The organism is Microbacterium proteolyticum, assembly GCF_014192415.1.
In the GTDB taxonomy this organism is placed as follows: Bacteria; Actinomycetota; Actinomycetes; order Actinomycetales; family Microbacteriaceae; genus Microbacterium; species Microbacterium proteolyticum.
Genome location: NZ_JACHXY010000001.1, coordinates 952,664 through 970,274 on the forward strand (window position 1 = coordinate 952,664; position 17,611 = coordinate 970,274).

Consider the following 17,611-nt stretch of genomic DNA (forward strand, 5'->3'; position numbering starts at 1 on the left):
CGCCGTGGAACCGGGCCCCGGGCGCACCAGACGTCCCGCGGGCGGATCTCCTACGAGGGTCCGCTGCCGCCGGCCACCTCCGTCGGGGCGGCCTCGCGCCGGATCCCTCCGGCGCCTCAGCCCCGGTGGGTCAGTCGCCCGCGCGCGCGACGACCTCCACCCGAGCGCCCACGCGACGGGCCACGCACGACGGCAGGTCGATAGGCCCCTGCCCGCGCCAGTCGACGGCGAGCCGCGCGACCTCGAGCGTCTGAGATCGGGTCAGGGCGACGCCGAACTCGCTCTCGACCACGTAGCGCACGATGCGGTTGCGCAGCGCCGCCGGGTTGGCCGCGAGGGCGGCGACCGATATCGAGATGCCGGCCTCGGCGTGCTCGACGATGTCTTCGATGGTCTCGTCGATCATGTCCTGGAACGCCTCGGCGTCCTCGCGCAGTTGCTCCGCCGTGCGTGCGAGCGCCTCGGCGACGCCCGGGCCGAGCTCGCTCTCGAGCACCGGCATCACCCGCTCGCGCACGCGCACGCGGGCGTAGGCGGGGTCGACGTTGTGCGGATCGGACCACGGATCGAGCCCCTCCGCACGGCACGCCGCCACGGTCGTCCGTCGGCGGATGCCGAGCAGCGGGCGCACCCACCGCGGCCCCGTAGCATCCCGTCGCTCCGCGGGCATGCCGGCCAGGCTCAGCCCGCCGGATCCGCGGGCGAGGCCCAGCAGCACCGTTTCGGCCTGGTCGTCGAGCGTGTGTCCGAGCAGGACCGTGTCGGCGCCGACGTCGGCCGCTCCGCGGGCGAGTCCGTCGTAGCGAGCCGTGCGTGCCGCCGCCTCGGGGCCGTCGACCGCGCCGACCTCGACCCGTACGACCCGGGCGGCGAGCCCGAACGACACCGCCTTCGCCGCGGCGTCCGCGGCGATGGCATCCGATCCCTCCTGCAGTCCGTGGTCGATGACGACGGCCTCGGCGTGGATGCCGCGCCTCGTGGCCTCGAAGGCGGTCGCCGCCGCGAGAGCGAGTGAATCAGCGCCGCCCGAGAGGGCGACGACGACGGATCCGTCGGTGGTGTCGAGCGTGGCCCGCACGGCGCGGCGTACCTCGGCGACGGACGGGTCGAGTCCGGGGCGGTGATCCATGCCTCCACGGTATTCGCCCCGCCACCACCGCGCCGCCCCGGCCTCCGCTGCCCGGACCCGCCCGAGTGCCTTCGGACGGTCTCGGCGTCCCCTCCCGCCCGGGCCCGGCCCGTATGGCCTCGGCGTCCCCGCCGGCCCCGCCGCGCTCGGCCCGGCCCCACCCGGCGCCGCCCAGCCCGGCCCCGCCCGGCCCGGACACAACGCAGGAGATCCGCACACCCGCCCCACTGCCGCACCCGCGGGCACGGTGACATCCACCGGATCTCCTGCGTTGTGTCACGACGCTTGGCACGTGCGTGGGCGCGGCGGGCTCCCGGATAGGCTGGGCGCGGAAATCCACAGACTTGAAGGAGCACGAGTATGGGCGCATACGACGCCGTCATCGAGATCCCCCGCGGCAGCCGCGTGAAGTACGAGGTCGACCACGGCACCGGCCGTGTCTACCTCGACCGCATCCTGTACACCGTGTTCGGATATCCCGCCAACTACGGATTCTTCGAGAACACCCTCGGCGAAGACGGCGACCCGCTCGACGTGCTCGTGCTGCTCGACCGCGAGCTGCACCCCGGCATCCTCGCCAAGGTGCGCCCCGTCGGCGTGCTGAAGATGAGCGACGAGGCCGGCGGCGACGACAAGGTCGTTGCCGTGCTGGCGAAGGACCCGCGCTGGGACCACATCCAGGACGTCGCCGACATCGACGAGTGGACCAAGAAGGAGATCACGCACTTCTTCGAGCACTACAAGGATCTCGAGCCCAACAAGTGGGTCAAGGTCGACGACTGGGCGGATGCCACCGAGGCCGAGCGTCTCGTGAGCGAGGCCTTCACGCGCTTCGACGAGCACGACGCCCAGACGAAGACGCAGGGTTCCGGCGAGGCGCCCAACACGCTCTGACGCGGCCCGTACGAGAGAACCCCCGGTCGATCGACCGGGGGTTCTCTCGTGTACCGACTCAGACGTTGACGCCGCGATCGCGCAGCCAAGGCGCGGGATCGGTGGTGCCGCCCCAGGGCGGGTAGACCTCGAAGTGCAGGTGGCAGCCGAAGGAGTTGCCCGTCTGCCCGGTCGCGGCGATCTGCTGACCGGCCTCGACGCGCTGGCCGTACGAGACGTAGATGCCGCCGTCGACGATGTGGCCGTAGCCGGTGCCCGAGCCGTCGTCGTGGGCGATGCGGATGTAGTTACCGAAACCGCCGTTGTAGCCGGCGTAGGTCACGCGACCAGCGGATGCGGCGTAGATGGGCGACCAGCAGCTGGCTCCGAAGTCGAGACCGAGGTGCCACGAGCTGGCGCAGTAGCTGCCGTTGCACTGGCTGGACCGGGGACCGTAGCCCGACGAGGTGTATGCCGACGACGGTCGTGCCCAGCCTCCGCCGCTGACGTTCCCGCCACCGCCGCCACCGCCACCGCCGCCGCCTCCCCCGCCGCCGCTGCTGCTTCCCCCGCCGCCACTGCTTCCGCCGCCGCCGCTGTTCTGTCGCTCAGCGGCCTCGCGCTCGCGGCGCGCGCGCTCTTCCGCGTCGCGGGCAGCGGCTTCTTCGCGAGCGCGGCGCTCGCGCTCCTCACGGGCCTTGCGCTCGGCTTCGACACCGGCCTGGTAGTCGGCGACCGTCTTGGCCGTGGTGTCCTGCAGGGCGGCGAGCTGCGCCTCGAGGATGGACTGGTTGGCCTGCTGGGCCGCGAGGGCCTCCTGGGCCGCCTGAGCGGCCTGCTGCGCCGCCGCCATCTTCTCTTCGGCGATCACCCTCAGGCGTTCGCGCTCGGCCGTGGCGTCGTCGGCCTGGGCGCTGAGGTTCTTCGCGTTGTCACGCGCGGCCACCGCCGCGGCGTACACCGAACGGTTGCGCTCGAGGAGCTTGTCCATCGTGCCGAGCTTGGCCAGCAGGTCGTCGGCCGACGCCGCTGACCCCGAGAAGAACAGGTCGAGCGAGGTGTCGTCGCCGCCGGAACGGTAGAGCTGGGCCGCGACCTTGCCGGCCTTGTTGGCGGCATCGGTCGCGCGGTTCGCCTCGGCATCGGCCTGCTGACGCAGCAGCTGGGCGCGGTAGTCGGCGTCTTGATAGGCCTGCTGCGCGGCGAAGTACTCGTCGGAGCGGGCGCGTACCTCGGCCTGCGTGCGCTCGACCTCTGACTGCAACCCCTGAATGAGCCCCTGGATGCGGGTGATCTCGGCCGCTTTCGCCGACTCGTTGGCCCGCGCGGCTTCGACATCGGCCCACGAGGGGTAGTCCGCAGCCATCGCGGGTGAGCCGAATCCGGATGCCACGGAGCCGAACGCTCCGAGTGCGACGGCACCGAAGGCTCCGATCTTCAGGGCGCTGCGGCGATCGAACGCGGGCCACAGGCGCCGCTGCTCACTCGCCGTAGGCGCGCAGCCGCAGTCTTGGGGGGTTTCGGGGCGCTCGAGCGTCACGGGAATACCTCATCTCACCGGTCGCAACTCGGCCAACAGTAGCAACACGAGTCACAGGCACAACAGGGCGAGTTCCCCAGTCGACTCTCGATTCTGTGCCCACGACACGCGCGAGCCGCGGACGCCACGCCCCCGATTGGCAATCTCGAAAGATGTGAAGTAGGCTCGGTCGTCGGCAAGCGAGGTTGAAAACGCAAGGTTTCAGCTTCATCCGGCCCCATCGTTTAGCGGCCTAGGACACCGCCCTTTCACGGCGGCAGCACGGGTTCGAATCCCGTTGGGGTCACTTTCCGGTGGAACAACTAAATACGCATGGCCCTGTAGCGCAGTTGGTTAGCGTGCCGCCCTGTCACGGCGGAGGTCGCGGGTTCAAGTCCCGTCAGGGTCGCTCCATAGCGACGGGCCTTCTTTCGGGAAGGCCCTTCGTCTAGGAAGCGGCAGACATGTCGCTCGGCTCTGTAGCTCAGTTGGTAGAGCGCACGACTGAAAATCGTGAGGTCACGGGATCGACGCCCGTCGGAGCCACACGGATGATCATTACAGTCATCCCAGAAACCCTCGCCTAGCTTCTACATGGCGGGGGTTTTGCTTTTCCCTGGTGAGAGACAGACGACGAACCGCTCCCCTGGTCCGCAACCGCCCCGGTCGTTCGACGATCACCGCGAGACGGAATGCGCGGCGCACGTAAGCGGAGTCGACCGCGGAGCGGTCGTCCTCGCGTCCAGGCGCCTCTCCGACGAAAAGGCGCCGCTGGGCAGCCGCCGACCTCAGCGAATCCCGAGCGAGCGCAGCAAACCGGCCGCGGGCCGCTGCTGTTCGCCTTGCTGGGCGCCGAGCACGATCAGGATGCCGGTGAGTGCCGGGATCACCCATTGCACGATGCGCTGTTGCTTCTGGGCGGACGCGAGAACGTGAGACGCGGTCTCGGCGGGTTCGGTGACACCGTCGCCGCCCTCGTCGGCGTGCGCCCAGATCGTGGCGCCGAGCGCACCAGCGTAGACGCTGGCTCCGCCGGCGAGAGCGGTGACGGCCAGCTTCACGATCGTGTTGCGCCGCGCCTCGGGCTGTCCCGCCAAGCGGGTCTTGTTGCCCAGGATGAGCCCCACGCCCCCGATGCCGTGCGTGAGGATCGCCGCGATCTGCACCGGGGCCCACCGCGCCCACCCCGTCGACGACAGGCTCAGGCGCTCGGCCGGGTCCTGGGCGAGGGCTGCGGCGCCGTTGAGGCCGACGGCTCCCATCAGGGCACCGCCGAACCACGCGGCAAGGCCGAGATCGTGCATGCTGCGGACGATGGTGTTGCGTGCCGACATGGCGCCGCCCTTCGGTTGTGGACTCCGACCACACACCCGCCGACCGCGATTCGGCACCCCGGTTGCCACGGTCCCCGATCCGTGTAGGGCGCTCGCGCTGACGCAGACCGGGTACGAGCGGACTACCGGCCGAGGGGTGCGGCGGGCGTCGCTTCGCCCCGTGTGGCGGCGTACGCCTCGAACGCGCGCGACGTGGGCACGTCGACCCACAGACGGATGCCGCCCGCCTTCGTCCCCGACCCGTTGACGACGGCCGCACCGCCCACCCGTTCGAGCGAGGGCTTCAGCGCGTCGGACACTTCCTCCGACAGGCGGCCCAGCAGCCGGCCGTCGGAGTAGACGCGGACGCGCCCGTGGTCTCGTCGGCGCAGCCGCAGAACGTACAGCCGCGTCCCCGATCCGTGGCGCTCTCGGTCATGCACCAGATACTGCGTGCCGCGGACCGCGACGCTCCGCGTCGGCAGATCGCGTACATCCGGCAGAGTCTCGTGGTCGCTCGAGCGGCCCCACATCACGTGAGAGAAATGTTCCCAAAAGCGCGCCACTATTCTCGCTGTTCCGTATCGCCGGTCCGCGCGAATCTGCGCGAATGCCAGGTCGGAAAAATCGGGCGCCAGAAAAGCTGCCAGCGAAATGTGAAAACACGACCGTCGTATTTATCGTAGGCGTACAGTCACGACCATGTGGACCGTACTCATCATCCTCCTCGTCGCGTGGGCGATCCTGACCGTCGTGGGCTTCGCGTTCCAGGGCCTTCTGTGGCTCGGGATCATCGGAATCGTGCTGTTCGTGGGCACGATCATCTTCGGACTCATCCGGCGCCATGCCGCCCGCAATTCAACCTGACGCGCCTGCCCCGTCGAGATGATCGCGCACTCGTCAGCCGTATCGGACTGAGCGCGCTCCGGCTCAGCCGCATTGGACTCGAGACCGCCGCACATTCACCCGCGGGTGTGAAATCCCCCCTCAGGCCGTCCACACAGGGGAGATCACCCGCGCTTCGCGGGACTGGAATCGACGCGCGGCACCTGCTTCGTTCGCGAGCCGAGCACGGCCCCGCCGAACCGCACGGCCGTTGCGTTCCCCGGCCGTGCCGTCGACCGCCTGCGACGCGCGAGCGGACGCCCCGCAGCAGGGTTGCCGGCGGGCGCACGGGAGACGGTTTCCGAGGGCGGGAGGACGCGCTACTATTTGTTTGACTTTTAGCAAACACCTGGCGCCCGACCGAGCCCTTCCTGCCGTCCGCCAGGTCTTCTCCTGAAGAGGACCCGATGTCAGACATCACCCAGAACCGGCGCGCGCATACGGCCGGCACCGACACGGTCATGACGCACCGCATGATCATGTTCGTGATCTTCGGCCTCATGGCCGGCATGTTCCTGTCCGCCCTCGACCAGACCGTGGTCGGCACCTCGATCCGCACGATCGGCGACGACCTGCAGGGCTTGAGCCTGCAGGCGTGGGTCACCACGGCCTACCTGATCGTGTCGACCATCTCGACGCCGATCTACGGCAAGCTCTCCGACATCTTCGGTCGGCGCCCGCTGTTCCTCATCGCCATCCTCATCTTCATCATCGGGTCGGTGCTCGCCAGCTTCTCGACCTCCATGGTCGAGCTCGCCGCCTTCCGCGCCGTTCAGGGTCTCGGCGCCGGTGGCCTCATGTCGATGCCGCTCGCGATCATGGGCGACATCCTCGCCCCGCGCGAACGTGCGAAGTACCAGGGTTACTTCCTCGCCGTGTTCGGCATCTCCAGCGTCATCGGCCCGCTCGTGGGCGGGCTTTTCGCCGGAGCCAACGAGATCCTGTTCATCACCGGCTGGCGCTGGGTCTTCCTCATCAACGTCCCGATCGGCATCCTGGCGCTGGCGATCGTGTGGCGGTTCCTCCACATCCCGAAGCAGCCCCGCCACTCGGTGCGCATCGACTGGTGGGGCGCCACGACCGTGATCGTCGCGCTCGTCCCGCTGCTCCTCGTGGCCGAGCAGGGCCGCGAGTGGGGCTGGGGCTCGCCGATCGCCCTCGCCTGCTACGTCGTGGGAGCCCTCGGCATCCTGGCCTTCGTCATCGCCGAGATGAAGATGAAGGATGACGCGCTCATCCCGCTCAAACTCTTCCGCTCGCCCACCTTCTCGATGGCGACCGTCATCGGTGTGCTCGTCGGCTTCGGCATGTTCGGCGCGATGCTCACCCTGCCGCTGTACCTGCAGCTCGTGCTGGGTTCGTCTCCCACGCAGAGCGGGTTCGAGATGCTCCCGATGATCCTCGGACTCATGATCGCCTCCATCGCGAGCGGTCAGCTCATCGCGCGCACGGGCCGCTACCGCATGTTCCCCATCCTCGGCACGCTGCTGATGTCGGTCGGCTTCTTCCTGCTGACGTTCCTGAAGTACGACAGCCCCTACTGGCACGTCGCCATCGCGATGCTCGTCATCGGCCTCGGCCTGGGCCAGCTCATGCAGACGCTCACGATCGCCAGCCAGAACTCCGTGGGCGTGCGCGACATGGGCGTGGCCACCAGTGGTTCGACGTTCTTCCGCCAGATCGGTGGAACCCTGGGCACCGCCGTGCTGCTGTCGCTGCTGTTCACGCTGATGCCCTCGAACATCATCGGCTCGTTCGGCGACCGCGCGACCCTCACCGACGCGCTGGACGCCGCCTTCGACCCGGCGACGGCGTCGGCTCCGGCCAACGAGAAGATCATGTCGTCGATCTACACCCCGATCGTGACCCAGACCACGGATGCCGTGACCCAGCAGGTGCAGCAGGGCGTGCAGCAGGCGACGGATGCCGCAACCCAGGCCGTGGCGCAGCAGGTGGCCTCGGGACAGATCCCCGCCGCAGCTCAAGCGCAGGTCACGCAGGCCGCCGTCGCTCAGGCGATCTCGGCCGCCACGGCCCAGATCCAGCAGCAGGTGCCCGTTGCGCGCATCGGCGCCGACGGATCGGTCAGCCTCGACTTCTCGAACGCCGCCGATCGCACCGCTTTCGTCGACAGCGTCGCGACCACCCTGACGGACCAGTTCGCCTCGGGCGACCAGGACACCTCCATCGGAGGGTCGACGCTCGACGACACGTCGTTCCTCGTGGGCGCCGACGCGCGGCTGACCAAGCCGTTCCTCGTCGGATTCAACTCCTCCGCGACGAGCGTGTACTGGGTGGCGATGGGCGTCGTGCTGCTCGCCTTCGTGCTGTCGCTGTTCTTCCGCACCCCGCCGCTGCGGGCGAAGTCGGCACTGCAGGAAGCCGCCGACGAGCGCCGCGGCAAAGACGATGAAGAGAAGCGCGCCGAAGAGGCCGCCGCTCAGACGGGCGCTCTGCTCACCCCGTGACACGGACACCGTGACACGGACACCGTGACACGGACACCGTGACACGGACACCGTGACACGACCGAGGGGCGGGGGCGTCGGAACGCCCCCGCCCCTCGTCGTTCTCAGACCGCCTCGCGAGCCCGCAGGTCCTTGCGCAGGATCTTCCCCGACGTCGACTTGGGCACCACGTCGATGAACTCCACGCGGCGCACCTTCTTGTGCGGGGCGACGTTCTCGGCCACGAACGTCATCACGTCGTCGGCCGAGAGGCCGGCATCCGCAGCGGCCACGACGAAGGCCTTGGGGATCTCCTCGCCGTCGTCGCCGCGGACGCCGATGACCGCGGCATCCTGGATCTTCGGATGCGAGAGCAACAGGGCCTCGAGCTCGGCCGGGGCGATCTGGTACCCGTGGTACTTGATGAGCTCCTTCAGCCGGTCGACGATCGTGAAGTATCCGTCGACGTGGTGCACGCCGATGTCGCCGGTGTGCAGGAATCCGTCGGCGTCGAGGGTCTCGGCCGTGGCGTCGGGCCGATTGAGGTAGCCGAGCATGACGTTCGGTCCGCGCACCCAGATCTCTCCCGGCGCGGTCAGTCCGTCGTCGCCGTGCTCCTCGAGCTCTGCGCCGGTCTCGGGGTCGACGAGCTTCGCGTCGCAGTTCGGAATGAGCACGCCGACCGAGCTCACCGGCATCCCTCCCTCGGCGGGGATGGCGTGCGACACCGGGCTCAGCTCGCTCATGCCGTAGCCCTGGAAGAAGCGCGCGCCGATGCGCCGGCCCGCGGTCTCGGCGGTCTCTCCGTCGAGGGGAGCCGCGCCCGAGAACACGCTGTGCACGCTCGAGAGGTCGAACTGCTCCACGGCGGGGTGCTTGGCGAGCGCGACCGCGATGGGCGGGGCGATGAAGAGGAACGTGCACCGGTGATCCTGGATGACACGCAGGAACTCCATCAGGTCGAACCGCGGCATCGTGACGAGCGTCGCGCGCTGGCGCAGTGCGAGGTTGAGCAGCACCGTCATGCCGTAGATGTGGAAGAACGGCAGTACGGCGAGCACACGGTCGTCGGGGCCGATCTCGATCACCGGACGACACTGGTGGACGTTGGCGACGAGGTTGCGGTGCGAGAGCATCACGCCCTTGGGCACCCCCGTGGTGCCCGACGAGTACGGCAGCACGGCGACGTGCGTGGCCGGATCGATGACGACCTCGGGCGGCGTCCGCCCCTCGCTCAGCAGAGCGCGCAGGTCGGGGTGACCCTCGGCGCCGTCGAGCACGATGACCCGCTCATCGGGGATGCCGACCGCCCGCGCGGCCTCCCGCGCCGGTGGCAGCAGCGGCGACACGGTCACGAGCCAGGTGGCCTCGGCATCCCGCAACTGGTTCTCGATCTCGTGCGCGGTGTAGAGGGAGTTGATCGTGGTGATGGCCGCCCCGAGCCTCAGGATGCCGTGGAACACCGTCGCGAAGGCGGGGACGTTCGGGCAGAGCATCGCGATCACGGTGACGGTGTCGACGCCGCGAGCGGCGAGAGCACCCGCGAAGGCGTCGACCTGCGCTCGGAGGGCCCGGTAGGTGGTCTCCGCGCCGCTGGCCGGATCCACCAGGGCCACGCGGTCGAGATCGCTCTCGCCGAGGGAGTCGAAGAGGTAGTCGTAGATGCTCTGGTCGGGCACCTCGACGGACGGGTGGGGGCTGTGGAACACGGTTCTCTCCCTCGAAAACACCGGCGTCGTCGCCGTGCGCTCATCCTGGCACCGCCGGTACCCGGTGTCACGCTTCGTGGGGATGAGTCTCAGGATGCCGCGGGTGCCCAGGTCGCGCGGAGCGGCGGTGCACAACGCAGGAAGAACGTCGGCGCCGCCTGTCGCGGCCTCCGACATTCCGCGGACGGCTCGAATGTGGCGCCCGGATCTCCTGCGTTGTGCACGCTGCGTCTTCTGCGTCGTCCGCGCCGCGACCCCGACGGAATGCGCGTGCACACCGCGAAGACGCGACCGCTCACACGAACGCCAGTACGACCCCACCCGCGGCGCCCACGAGCACGACCGCCCACGCGGGAACCTTGAACGCGGTGAGCAGCACGAAGCCCACCGCCGCGAGCACGAGGGGACCCGGGCCGGTGGTCGCCGTGGTGAAGACGGGCGTGTACAGCGCCGCGCCCAGGATGCCGACGACGGCGGCGTTCGCGCCGCGCATCGCCGCCCGCACGCGCGGACGTGTGCGCACGGCATCCCAGAACGGCAGCACGCCGACGAGGATGAGGAAGCCGGGGAGGAAGATCGCCCCGAGGGCGAGGGCCGCACCCGGGATGCCGCCCGGCCCGACGGTGGAAACGGCCCCGAGGTACGCCGCGAAGGTGAACAGCGGTCCCGGGACGGCTTGCGCGGCGCCGTAGCCCGCCAGGAACGACTCGGGTGAGACCCACCCGGTCTCCACCACACCGGCCTGCAGCAGAGGAAGGGCGACGTGCCCGCCGCCGAACACCAGCGCCCCCGCGCGGTAGAAGGCGTCGACCAGAGAGACGGCACCCGGACCCGCGAGCGTCGCGAGCACCGGCAGAGCGATCAGTCCCCCCACGAACACCACGAGGCAGGTGACGGCGACACCCCGGCGCACGCCGAACGACGGCAGCGTCGCCGCGGCGGCAGGGTCGCTACCCCGCAGGAGGACGAGCCCTGCCACCACCCCGACCGCCAGGGCGGCGAGCTGGCCCGGAGCCGCGGGGAGAAGGAGTGCGAGGGCGAGGGCCGCGACCCCGATGCCCGCGCGTGGCGCATCGGGGGTGAGCGTCTTCGCCATGCCCCACACGGCGTGCGCGACGATCGCGACGGCGACGACCTTGAGTCCGTCGAGCACCCCCTCGCCCACGGGGCCGCCGATCGCGGCCGCGCCGCTCGCGAACGCCACGAGCACGACCGCGGACGGCAGGGTGAAGGCCGCGAAGGCGGCGAGCGCACCGAGCACCCCCGCACGCTGGAGTCCCATCGCGAAGCCCACCTGGCTGGACGCGGGTCCCGGCAGGAACTGGCACAGCGCGACGAGGTCGGCGTACGCGCGGTCGTCCATCCACTTCCGCCGTACGACGAGGTCGTCGCGGAAGTACCCCAGATGCGCGATGGGCCCGCCGAATGAGGTCAGCCCGAGCCGGAGGAACGCGAGGAACACTTCCCCCGCGCGGGCCGCTGTCTGCATCCGGGCATCCTCCCTCCGCGGGGGAAACAACGGGTGAACCCTCAGACGAGGGGGCGGTCGAGCAGGGCGTCGACGAGCCGCAGCGTGGTCGCCGTGCAGTCCTGATCGTTCGTGATGTCGGCCCCCGCGATGGCGTCGACGAAGCGCCGCACCTCTCCGGCCATCGGGTTGTCGTCGGCCGACACTCTGATCACGCGTGGGATGCCGCCGCGCGGGGTGAGAACGAGCCGTCGCGGCGCGTCGATCGCATCGATGAGCAGCGACGCGTCTTCGCCCTGGATCTCGCTCGGCAGGCTCGTGTCGGTGATCTTCGACCAGGCGACGTCGGCCACGAAGCCGTCGTACGCACCCAGAGCACTGCCCACGCCGTCCGTTCCCGACGCGATCCCCACTCGCACGCCGTGCACGGCACGGGGCTCGCCGAAGAGACGCACGAGCGCATGCAGCGGATACACGCCGAGATCACGGAGCGCGCTCCCGCCCAGCTCGGGGTCGAAGATGTTCGTCTGCCGCCCGGCGAGCACCTCGTCGTAGCGCGCCGACCGCTTCTCGTAGCGCAGGGAGACGCGCCGGACGGTCCCGAGTTCGGGGAGAGCCGCGCGGACGGCGGCAAGCCCGGGGTCGTAAGCCGTGCGCATGGCCTCGAGCAGCACGACACCGCGCCGGCGGGCGTGAGCGACAGCGGCATCCCACTCGCCCGCCGTCAGCACCGCGGGCTTCTCCACGAGCACCGGGATGCCGGCATCCACCGCCGACGCGATCTGGGTGGCGTGCACCGCGTTCGGACTGGCGAGGTAGACGGCGTCGACATCGGGTGCGGCGAGCAGCTCGTCGAGCCCGACGGCGACCCCGGGGGCTCCCACGCGATCGGCGAACGACCGGGCGCGCTCCGCGTCGCGCGAGGCGACGCGCGACACGCTCGCACCCTCGACGACGGCGACCGCTTCCGCGAAGCGTTCGGAGATGGAGCTGGTGCCGACGATGCCGATGCGGATCATCCCCTCATCCTGCCCTGTCGTCTCGGCGGGGCGTGGCGCGTCCCCGCAGTGCGTTAACCGTCCCGATAGGATCTCGGCGGACCCACCCGCCGACCCGAGGCATCATGACCGTCACCCGAGCCGAGCACCGACGCCGCACCTCGCGACGCGTGCGCCTGCGCCGCACTCTCGTCGCCGCCTCCGCCGTCGCCCTGATCGCCGGCGGCGTCACCGTGTTCGCCCTGACGCGCGGGCCGTCCACCGCCCCCGTCGCCGAGACGGCGCCGTCGAGCGAGCCGACTCCCACGCCGACGCCCACTCCGCTGAGCCCGGCGGAGGCATTGCTGGCGAGCGCGACCGATCCGAAGGCGTGTGCGGTGTCGTTCACCGGCGACGGCATCGCGCTCGGCCCGCAGCTGCAGTCCGAGGACGTGCGGTACGACGCACTCCCCCTTCCCCGGGCCGACGGTCGCGTGTTCGCCGGGTGGTACGCCACCGCTGCCGACGCGAGTGCCCTGAGCACCGCCGAGCGCGTCAACGGCGCCGATCTCGTCGCCTGCACGGAGCGTCAACGCACCCTGTACGCCGGGTGGACGACACCCGAGGCGAACACGTCGGAAGACACCGAGCTCCCGATCCTGATGTACCACCAGTTCACGCAGAAGCCCGAGGGCGAGGACAACTGGCTCCGAGGCAACTACGCCTACATCGGCGACTTCGACGCGCAGATGGCCCACATTCAGGACGGGAAGTTCTACCTGCCCACCTGGGACGAGGTCAGCGCGTTCATCGACGGCGCGCTCTACCTGCCGAAGCGCTCGGTGGTCATCACCGACGACGACGCCGACAGCACCTGGCTCGAGATGGCCGCTCCGATCGTCGACCGGCGCAACCTGCTCACCACCTCGTTCGTCATCACCTCCGCGCGCACCGAACCCACCCCGAACCGCTTCGTGATGCAGCGCTCCCACACCCACGACATGCACCGCGCCGGCGCCGACGGCAAGGGCCGCATGGTCAACGACGACGCCGACACGATCGCCGCCGACCTCGAGACGTCGGCCAAGATCCTCGGTGCCAAAGAGGTCGTGGCGTATCCCTTCGGCCACTACAACGACTCGACCAAGGAAGGCGTGCGGCGCGCGGGTTTCGAACTCGGTCGCACCATCGAACCCGGGTACGTGCGCATCGGGACCGATAAGCTGGCCCTGCCCGTCGTCCGCATCGACTACGGCATGACCGTCGAAGACCTCCAGGCCAAGATCGGTTGATCCCGCCCCATCGGCACCCGCGCCGCCGTCGCGCGCCGACGCCGGGCGAGCATCCGCTAGCTCACAGGTACGTCCGCCACAATCCTGTGGAGGCACATGTCGTGCGCATTACGCTGTGCTCCCCCTGACGTTTCACGAATCGCGAGTACCCATGGATCTTTCCGTCATCGTTCCGACCTTCAACGAGGGTCCGAACGTCGCCGAACTCGTGCGCCGCACGACGGATGCCCTGGCGGATCGCGCGGTCGAGGTGATCTTCGTCGACGATTCCACCGACGACACCCCTGACATCATCCGGGCGGTCGCGGCGGCCGCGAGCATCCCGGTGCGCCTGATCCACCGCGACGATCCCGTGGGCGGTCTCGGTGGCGCCGTGGTCGAGGGCATCAAGGCGGCGGCATCCGATCGATGTGTCGTCATGGACGGCGACCTGCAGCACCCGCCCGAGGTCATCGCCGACCTGCTCGCGCGCGCCGAGCTCGGCGACGTCGATGTCGTCGTGGCATCCCGCTATGTCGCCGGCGGCACCTCCGACGGCCTCGCCAACGCGGTGCGCACCATGGTGTCGCGCGCATCGACCCTTCTCACCAAGTCGATGTTCCCCAAGAAGCTCCACAACTGCTCCGACCCGATGACCGGCTTCTTCCTCGTCGACCGCAGCGCGCTCGAGGTCGAGACGCTGCAGCCGCGGGGGTTCAAGATCCTGCTCGAGATCCTCGCGCGCAAGCAGATGCGCATCGCCGAGGTGCCGTTCTCGTTCGCGCCCCGCTTCGCGGGCGAGTCGAAGGCCTCGTTCAGCCAGGGCATGCGGTTCCTGCTGCAGTTGACGATGCTGCGTTTCGGCCGCATGTCGGCCTTCGCGCTCGTCGGTGGCCTCGGGGCCGTCGCCAACCTGGCGATCATGTGGGGGCTGCAGACCGTCGGTGTGCAGTACATCATCGCCGCGGTGATCGCGAGCGTGGTCACCATCGTCGCCAACTTCCTCGCGCTCGAGTACCTGGTCTTCGCCGACATGCGCGCGGAGTCCGGTCTCATGCGCCACCGGTTCATCAAGTCGTTCACCTTCAACGGCGTCGAGGCGATCGTGCGCATCCCGGTCATCTGGGTGCTGGTCAGTCAGGCGCACATCCAGAGCGTCGTCGCCGCGGGGCTCACCCTCATCGCCGCCTTCGTCGTGCGCTTCGTGTTCCACGCCCTCGTCGTGTACGCACCCAAGAAGAGTCGCATCGGCAAGGCCGCGCGCGCCATCGAGCCCCTCGAAGACGAAGTCACCGCCTGACGCGCACGCGGCGGGCAGCGCCGTGACGCGCCTGCCCTTCCCGGGGCGTGTCCCCGGCTGTGCCTGCCCGCGGTCCCGGCCTCGTCCGGCGTCCGGCGTCCGGCGTCCGGCGTCCGGCGTCCGGCGGCCGGCGGCCGGCGGCCGGCGGCGTAGCGTGACTGCCTCTCCCGGCCTGTGCGCCCGACCGCGACCGGTGTCGGTGCACCGGCGTACGCTGGAGTCATGTCCTCCGACGCATCCATCCGTATGTTCGGCGCCGACTGGTGCCGCGATTGCATCCGCACGAAGAAGCAGCTCGACGAGCTGGGTATCGACTACGAGTACGTCGATCTCGTCGCCGACCCCGCCGCGGCCGACGTGGCGAAAGAGATCTCGGGTCGCACCAGCATCCCCGTGGTCGTCTACCCCGACTCCAGCCACCACGTCGAGCCCTCCAACGCCGACGTCGAAGCCAAGCTCCGCGAGCTGTCGCTGATCTGATCGGGTCGGCGTGACCGTCTCCGCCGCCTGGCCCGTCCGGCGTGCACTCACCGCCGAGTACGGCACCGCTCTGCCGGCGTTCGTCGATCATCACGTGCACCTGCACCTGATCGACGCCTCCACGTTGTCCGCTCGCGGCATCGCGGCGGTCGTCGATCTGGGCGGCGATCCCGTGGCCCTCGCCCGGCGTGCGCGTGGGCTCCCCCGCGTGTCGTACGCGGGGGCGTTCCTGACCGCACCCGGCGGGTACCCGCAGGGGCGGTCGTGGGCTCCGGATGCCACGGTGCGCCCCGTCACCGATGCGTCCCGGCATCCGGGGGTCACGGGTGGCGCGCGAACCGCCGTCGACGCGCAGGCGGACGCCGGGGCGTCGGTCATCAAGGTGGCCCTGCACGCCGATGCCGGGCCCGTGGTGTCCGACGACGTCCTCGTTGCGATCGTGGCGGCCGCCGGCGAACGTGGTCTACCCGTCGTCGCCCACGCCCAGGGCGCGGGACAAGTGGAGCGCGCGATCGAGGCGGGGGTCGCCGCGTTGGCACACACACCCTTCGACGCGCCCCTCTCCCGCCGCGCGCTCTCGCGCGCGGTCGCGGCGGGCCAGGCGTGGATCTCGACGCTCGACATCCACCGCGGAGCCGCCCGCGAGCAGGCGATCACCAACCTCCGCGCCTTCGCCGCCCGCGGCGGGCGGGTGCTCTACGGAACCGACCTCGGCAACGGCAGCCTGCCGGTCGGGCTGAATCGCCGCGAGCTGCTGGCCCTGCACGACGCCGGCGTGCGCGGCGACGCGCTCGTGGCCGCGCTGACCGATGCGTGGCCGCACGTCGAGCCCACGAGCGCGGTCTCGACCTTCGTGCCGGGTCCGGCGCCCACCGATCCCGACGACCTGCCCACCTGGCTCAGCCGCGGCACCGTCGTCACCACCGAGGAGCTGACGCGTGTCGACTGACCCCACCCCCGATTTCGGATCCGTCGACGCGCTGCAGGTGCCGCGCGCCTCTCTCGAGGCCGAGGCGTCGGCCCTCGACGCCGACGACCCGCTGGCGCACCACCGCGCGGCGTTCGTCGGTGCCGACACACCGCTGGTCTACTTCGACGGCAATTCGCTCGGGCGACCTCCGCGTGCGACGGCCGATCGGCTCGCCCGCTTCGTCACCGACGAGTGGGGCGGCCGCCTCATCCGCGGGTGGGACGAGCAGTGGATGCAGCTCCCCTTCGCGATCGGCGACCGGATCGCGGCGCTCGCGCTCGGCGCGGCATCCGGTCAGACCGTCATCGGCGACTCGACCACCGTGCTGCTGTACAAGCTGCTGCGGGCGGCCCTCGACGCGCAGACGAGTCGCGATCCCCAGCGGGTGGAGATCGTCGTGGGCCGCGACGACTTCCCCACCGACCGCTACCTCGTCGAGGGCATCGCGGCCGAGCGCGGCGCCCGCGTCGTGTGGGTCGACGTCGACACTTCCCGCGGGGTGGATGCCGAACTCCTCCGCGCCGCGGTCGGCGAGCGCACCGCGGTGGTGCTGCTGAGCCACGTGTCGTACCGCTCGGGGTATCTCGCCGACGGCGCCGGTCTCACACGGATCGCGCACGATGCCGGGGCGCTCGTGCTGTGGGACCTCTGCCACTCGGCCGGATCCGTGCCGATCGAGCTCGACGCGTGGGGCGCCGACCTGGCCGTCGGCTGCACCTACAAGTACCTCAACGGCGGTCCGGGCTCGCCCGCGTTCGCCTATGTCGCCGCACGCCACCAGCACACCCTGACGCAGCCCGTGCAGGGGTGGATGGGGGCCGCCGACGTCTTTTCGATGGGGCCCGTCTACCGCCCCGCCGACGGGATGCGCCGCTTCCTCTCCGGCACCCCGCCGGTGCTGGCGATGATCGCGATGCAGGACTCCCTCGACCTGCTCGAGGAGGCCGGGATCGACGCGGTACGGGCGAAGTCCGTCGCGCTGACCGAGTTCGCGGTGCGGGTGGCCGACGGCATCCTGAGCCCGCTGGGCGTGCGACTCGCCTCGCCGCGCGACGCCGCGGAACGAGGCGGCCACGTGACGCTCTCGCACCCCGCGATGCGAGCCGTGACCGCACGCCTGTGGCAGGGCGACGTCATCCCCGACTACCGCGACCCGCACGGCCTGCGCATCGGTCTGTCGCCGCTGTCGACGAGCTTCGCCGAGACGCTCGCGGGCTTGCACGCCGTCGCCGACGCGGTGCGCGCGGAGAGCTGAGGCGGTCGGCGCGTC

15 protein-coding genes and 3 tRNA genes are annotated in these 17,611 nt (G+C 70.4%); 11 read left to right on the plus strand and 7 right to left on the minus strand.

Annotation, left to right across the window (positions count from 1 at the left end):
• Window positions 1-130 precede the first annotated feature (130 nt).
• Complete coding sequence (tilS, locus tag FHS07_RS04435; protein WP_183418649.1) at window positions 131-1,129, minus strand: tRNA lysidine(34) synthetase TilS; 999 nt, start codon at window positions 1,127-1,129, stop codon at window positions 131-133.
• A 360-nt stretch (window positions 1,130-1,489) separates the two neighbouring features.
• Between tilS and FHS07_RS04440 the strand changes: the two genes are divergently transcribed.
• A complete protein-coding gene (locus FHS07_RS04440) occupies window positions 1,490-2,023 on the plus strand; it encodes an inorganic diphosphatase (RefSeq protein WP_183418650.1) in 534 nt (177 codons plus the stop codon).
• A 58-nt stretch (window positions 2,024-2,081) separates the two neighbouring features.
• On the opposite strand, the gene FHS07_RS04445 is transcribed toward FHS07_RS04440, so the two are convergent.
• Window positions 2,082-3,542, minus strand: coding sequence for a peptidoglycan DD-metalloendopeptidase family protein (locus tag FHS07_RS04445; protein ID WP_183418651.1), 1,461 nt, complete (start codon window positions 3,540-3,542; stop codon window positions 2,082-2,084).
• A 213-nt stretch (window positions 3,543-3,755) separates the two neighbouring features.
• On the opposite strand from FHS07_RS04445, the gene FHS07_RS04450 reads away from it, so the two are divergent.
• The 3 genes from FHS07_RS04450 to FHS07_RS04460 all read left to right on the plus strand — a co-directional run bounded on the left by FHS07_RS04450 (window position 3,756) and on the right by FHS07_RS04460 (window position 4,067).
• Window positions 3,756-3,828 (plus strand) — tRNA-Glu (locus FHS07_RS04450).
• A gap of 28 nt (window positions 3,829-3,856) precedes the next feature.
• Window positions 3,857-3,930, plus strand: a tRNA-Asp gene (locus FHS07_RS04455).
• Between the two features lie 64 nt (window positions 3,931-3,994).
• Window positions 3,995-4,067: transfer RNA gene (locus FHS07_RS04460), tRNA-Phe, on the plus strand.
• A 242-nt stretch (window positions 4,068-4,309) separates the two neighbouring features.
• Here FHS07_RS04460 and FHS07_RS04465 read toward each other — a convergent pair.
• Window positions 4,310-4,855: a hypothetical protein gene (locus FHS07_RS04465; protein WP_183418652.1), complete on the minus strand. Its 546-nt coding sequence runs from the start codon at window positions 4,853-4,855 to the stop codon at window positions 4,310-4,312.
• A gap of 122 nt (window positions 4,856-4,977) precedes the next feature.
• On the minus strand, window positions 4,978-5,367 hold the full coding sequence (locus FHS07_RS04470) for a hypothetical protein (protein ID WP_183418653.1): 390 nt from the start codon (window positions 5,365-5,367) through the stop codon (window positions 4,978-4,980).
• A gap of 169 nt (window positions 5,368-5,536) precedes the next feature.
• Between FHS07_RS04470 and FHS07_RS04475 the strand changes: the two genes are divergently transcribed.
• Together FHS07_RS04475 and FHS07_RS04480 are read left to right on the plus strand one after the other, a co-directional pair.
• Window positions 5,537-5,701, plus strand: coding sequence for a hypothetical protein (locus FHS07_RS04475; RefSeq protein ID WP_183418654.1), 165 nt, complete (start codon window positions 5,537-5,539; stop codon window positions 5,699-5,701).
• A 425-nt stretch (window positions 5,702-6,126) separates the two neighbouring features.
• Window positions 6,127-8,187 carry an MDR family MFS transporter gene (locus tag FHS07_RS04480; protein WP_183418655.1) on the plus strand — a complete coding sequence of 687 codons (2,061 nt, stop codon included), beginning with the start codon at window positions 6,127-6,129 and terminating at the stop codon, window positions 8,185-8,187.
• Between the two features lie 104 nt (window positions 8,188-8,291).
• On the opposite strand, the gene FHS07_RS04485 is transcribed toward FHS07_RS04480, so the two are convergent.
• From FHS07_RS04485 to FHS07_RS04495, 3 genes are all read right to left on the minus strand, one after another.
• Window positions 8,292-9,875: an AMP-binding protein gene (locus tag FHS07_RS04485; RefSeq protein ID WP_183418656.1), complete on the minus strand. Its 1,584-nt coding sequence runs from the start codon at window positions 9,873-9,875 to the stop codon at window positions 8,292-8,294.
• 295 nt (window positions 9,876-10,170) lie between these two features.
• On the minus strand, window positions 10,171-11,364 hold the full coding sequence (chrA, locus tag FHS07_RS04490) for a chromate efflux transporter (protein ID WP_183418657.1): 1,194 nt from the start codon (window positions 11,362-11,364) through the stop codon (window positions 10,171-10,173).
• A gap of 41 nt (window positions 11,365-11,405) precedes the next feature.
• Window positions 11,406-12,362, minus strand: coding sequence for a Gfo/Idh/MocA family protein (locus tag FHS07_RS04495; protein WP_183418658.1), 957 nt, complete (start codon window positions 12,360-12,362; stop codon window positions 11,406-11,408).
• Window positions 12,363-12,466: 104 nt separating this feature from the next.
• Here FHS07_RS04495 and FHS07_RS04500 point away from each other — a divergent pair, with 104 nt between their 5' ends.
• The 5 genes from FHS07_RS04500 (at window position 12,467) to FHS07_RS04520 (ending at window position 17,596) form a co-directional block, all read left to right on the plus strand.
• On the plus strand, window positions 12,467-13,612 hold the full coding sequence (locus FHS07_RS04500; protein ID WP_183418659.1) for a polysaccharide deacetylase family protein: 1,146 nt from the start codon (window positions 12,467-12,469) through the stop codon (window positions 13,610-13,612).
• Between the two features lie 151 nt (window positions 13,613-13,763).
• Window positions 13,764-14,891 carry a glycosyltransferase gene (locus FHS07_RS04505; RefSeq protein WP_183418660.1) on the plus strand — a complete coding sequence of 376 codons (1,128 nt, stop codon included), beginning with the start codon at window positions 13,764-13,766 and terminating at the stop codon, window positions 14,889-14,891.
• A gap of 222 nt (window positions 14,892-15,113) precedes the next feature.
• A complete protein-coding gene (locus tag FHS07_RS04510) occupies window positions 15,114-15,371 on the plus strand; it encodes a glutaredoxin family protein (RefSeq protein WP_055959528.1) in 258 nt (85 codons plus the stop codon).
• A gap of 10 nt (window positions 15,372-15,381) precedes the next feature.
• Entirely contained in the window at window positions 15,382-16,320 is a 939-nt protein-coding gene (locus tag FHS07_RS04515; RefSeq protein ID WP_183418661.1) for an amidohydrolase family protein, read from the plus strand.
• A gap of 31 nt (window positions 16,321-16,351) precedes the next feature.
• Window positions 16,352-17,596, plus strand: a complete 1,245-nt coding sequence (locus FHS07_RS04520) for a kynureninase (protein ID WP_183419401.1) — start codon at window positions 16,352-16,354, stop codon at window positions 17,594-17,596.
• Window positions 17,597-17,611: the final 15 nt, after the last annotated feature.